General features: G+C 55.8%; 3 protein-coding genes. All 3 read right to left on the bottom strand.

Annotated elements, in window-relative coordinates:
- Positions 1-117: 117 nt before the first annotated feature.
- The 3 genes from IAG25_RS40975 to IAG25_RS40965 all read right to left on the bottom strand — a co-directional run bounded on the left by IAG25_RS40975 (position 118) and on the right by IAG25_RS40965 (position 2,428).
- A complete protein-coding gene (locus tag IAG25_RS40975) occupies positions 118-300 on the bottom strand; it encodes a hypothetical protein (RefSeq protein WP_187609873.1) in 183 nt (60 codons plus the stop codon).
- Positions 297-647: a transposase gene (locus tag IAG25_RS40970; protein WP_187609872.1), complete on the bottom strand. Its 351-nt coding sequence runs from the start codon at positions 645-647 to the stop codon at positions 297-299. Before IAG25_RS40970 ends, IAG25_RS40975 begins: the two co-directional genes overlap by 4 nt.
- A 170-nt stretch (positions 648-817) precedes the next feature.
- The gene (locus IAG25_RS40965) at positions 818-2,428 is read right to left on the bottom strand and encodes a hypothetical protein (protein ID WP_187609871.1); all 1,611 of its coding nucleotides are present in this window, start codon (positions 2,426-2,428) and stop codon (positions 818-820) included.
- Positions 2,429-3,069 lie beyond the last annotated feature (641 nt).

The raw sequence follows: 3,069 nt of genomic DNA, 5'->3' as shown, positions 1-3,069 counted from the left end.
GCACAAAGCGCCATCAGTGCCCGGCTGCACGCTCCCTGCCATTCCTCAACGAGAAACCGCTCGTTTAGCGGATCAATTCCACGACGCCGTCGCTTAGTGTCGGATTTAGACCGGCGTTCACAGCATGCCATAGACGCCGCGCGAGCCTGCGTGGATCGCCCGGATGCGCGCGAGCAGATCGGCGTCGCTGCACGCTCGCTTCGATGGTGCGCGCTCAAGCCACGCGTAAAAGCCGCTGGCGGAGACCCCGAGCAGCCGTGCCATCGTGGCAATGGGCCATGCGGCCCGATTCGCTTTCATGAACTCGAACCCTTCTCGGGCACCGTTCCGGTCTCCCGTGCGAACCAGGCCGCGGCTTTTGAGAGGATCTCTCGCTCAAGCTCAAGCTGGCGCACCTTGCGGCGCAGGCGTGTAAGTTCTTCGCGCTCGGCAGTGGTGAGCCCATCGAGTCGTGTACCGGCGTCACGAGCTGCCTGCGCGACCCAGTTGTAGATGGTTTGCGTCGTCGGCTCAAACTCCTTGGCCAGTTCCTCCGGCGTGCGACCGGTCTTGACCAGTTCGACTATCTGGGCCCGGAATTCCGCCGGGTACGGGGTACGGTGCTTCGCCATAATGGGCACCTCCTGAACAAAAGGATAGATGTCCACGAAAGCGGGTCAACTCCAGTATGGCGTCAGGGCAGTAATGAGCCGAGCGCTGCACAGCGCACTGAATAACCTCACGCCATCCGAGTTTGCGGCACGACATCGGGCAACACGGAAGCTCCTGCCGCATTCCGGGAGTTCGTTAAAGAGATTTTTATAGAGGCCCATTGGCACTACTGAATGGCGCAGCCTTGGCGCGGAGGCGAACGCAGTTCCAACGCCAACTCCAAATTCTTTATAACGCCCAGTCGCTGAGATGAGTGCACATATTCTCCAACATTGTCAGCGAGCACCTTGCAGATTTGTTTTCGGTCAGTGAAATTGAGCTGCGCCGCCGTTCCCAGTAAGCGACCAATGGTATGCTGCACCTGATCTGATGGCAATTGTCTGGCCACGCGGTAGATTACGCCGGCGAATGCGATCAAGGGTCTATGTCGGTCGCAAGGGTCAAATTGCTCGATTGCATCGAGGATTCGTTCGCACGATGCAAAACGCTCCTCCCGAGGAAGTCCAGTGATTTCTCCGGCGAGCTTGCCCAGCACGATCCCTTGCGTGTGGCCGTTGACCTGTCCAATCCTTGCTAGGATACGATCGAACATTATTTTTCGCGCCCCTTTGTCGTCGAGCCATCTGATCCTTCCCGCGAGTATGGCCAATAATCGGAATGATCGGTTCTGGTATGGCCCGTTGAGTTGCTCAATAGCACTCAAAGTACGCTCAAAAAGCTCCTTCGTAGTTTTGCGCGTCAAGAGCATCACCTCGAGCAACATGATGGCGATCCATGATCGGGCTTTGTCATCTGTGTTGTGCTGCTCGGTAACAGCTATGATCCGATTGAGGAGTGTCCGGCATAGGTCTTTAGGCAGCCAGCTGATTGACGCGATTAATGTTTCCACCGGCTTTTGCCGATACCCTGCCGACAGCTTCTGAAAGTCCAGAAAGACTGCCTCAAAGTCTTCTGTACTTCCCATCTTGGCGATCCGCTTTGTCAATGCTTTAGCCTTAGCAACTTCGAGAGCATCTAGGTTGGAAAATTCCTTGTTGGCGCAGCGCATTGCATTCAGGTCCTGGCTATGCATATAGCTTTGAATCTTCAGCAGCACTTCTGGCGGTAGCTCAGTGTGGGGAGACAAAATCGCCTGCGAACTCGCATACTTCGACTGCACATTTGTTGATGCAAGTGAGTTCAACCTTGTCTCTGCCGCTTGAATCTCCAGATCGAGCTCCTCTGGATCAAGATGGCGTGCTTCGATAAGCGCTGTCGCGTGAAGTGATGAAACGAACTGCTCGCCTCCACCGGGCAGGTCTTTTAGCTCATAGCCGAGGTTCGGGGCAGGGAAACTGAGCATCATCAGAGTGTCGAGCGGCTCACGCCCGGAATCGAAGTGAAACGCCAGTGCCTCGTGACCATGGTCATGGTTAAGTTCCCCGGGGACGAATGTACTTACTCCCACCTGCGAAAGGAGCGAGACCAGTATAACTTGCGCCGTCCGGGTATCCTGCGACGTCAGTCCCAGGACGTCGCCATAGCCCTGACGCTGCGCCTCCCTGGTCAGCACGCAATTCGCGACTTGCTGCAGCGCGCTTTGCTTGGCACCGTGCTCAAATAGGTGATCGCCCAAGGCGTCCCCCAACGCACTGCAGATGCTGTCGCGGGTTTGCTGAATCGAGGCCGGATCAGAAAAATCAACCGACTGAAGCGATTTTACGATGTGCTCGTGAGATGAAAGCAGCTCAAGGCGGGGGCTGCGATGATGAGTGGTCAATCCAATAATATCTGCCACGTTCGAATATCCTCTATGTTCCTTTCACATCCACGGGAATTCCTTGGAGCGGGTGTGAGGCATTCCAAGGTGAATGGTCCGAGTTGCGCCGGCAGCGGCTGGCCCCGAGTACGTTCGATGTGCTCCGGGCGGGCGAGACAGAGACCGTCCGACTGGACGGCAAATGTACGTGTCAAACCATGACGGCACTTTGGCGAAGTGGATTCGAGTTTTCGAAATGGGTTGAGTGGATGCGCGGCGAGTGCGATCGCAGCACCTGCGATAAGCAGTTCCGTAGCCATGAAACGGACTCCCGTTGTCCGTGATGTGGTCAGGGACTCGCCGGGTGTTGGAGCACTCGAAGGGTCCCCCTTTCGCTTCTAATATCCAGCGCATGTCGATCCGCAAACCGCGGCGGAGCTTGATTAAAATGTACGCATAATATTAGAAATGATTCGACGGGAAGGCTCATGGGATAGGGCGTTGGGTTGAATTTTTATTTTTGAGCGGTATCGAGTTCGCGTCTCGCGCGATGGGGGTGCGGACAAAATCTTGGACTACCTGGAGGTAGTCCGTGTACTCATACGAAGACCGCATTCAAGCAGTTCGGCTGTATCTGAAGTTGGGCAAGCGGATCAAGGCGACAATTAGGCAACTGGGTT

Origin of the sequence: Caballeronia sp. EK, from assembly GCF_014384845.1 — a bacterium.
Taxonomy (GTDB): domain Bacteria; phylum Pseudomonadota; class Gammaproteobacteria; order Burkholderiales; family Burkholderiaceae; genus Caballeronia; species Caballeronia jiangsuensis.
Note: the sequence above shows the minus strand (reverse complement) of the source record. Positions and strands in the feature narration are given on the sequence as shown.

What these genes read in the sequence shown, in the direction of transcription:
- IAG25_RS40975 (WP_187609873.1), bottom strand. Translation starts at nt 300, where the DNA reads ATGAAAGCGAATCGGGCCGCATGGCCCATTGCCACGATGGCACGGCTG.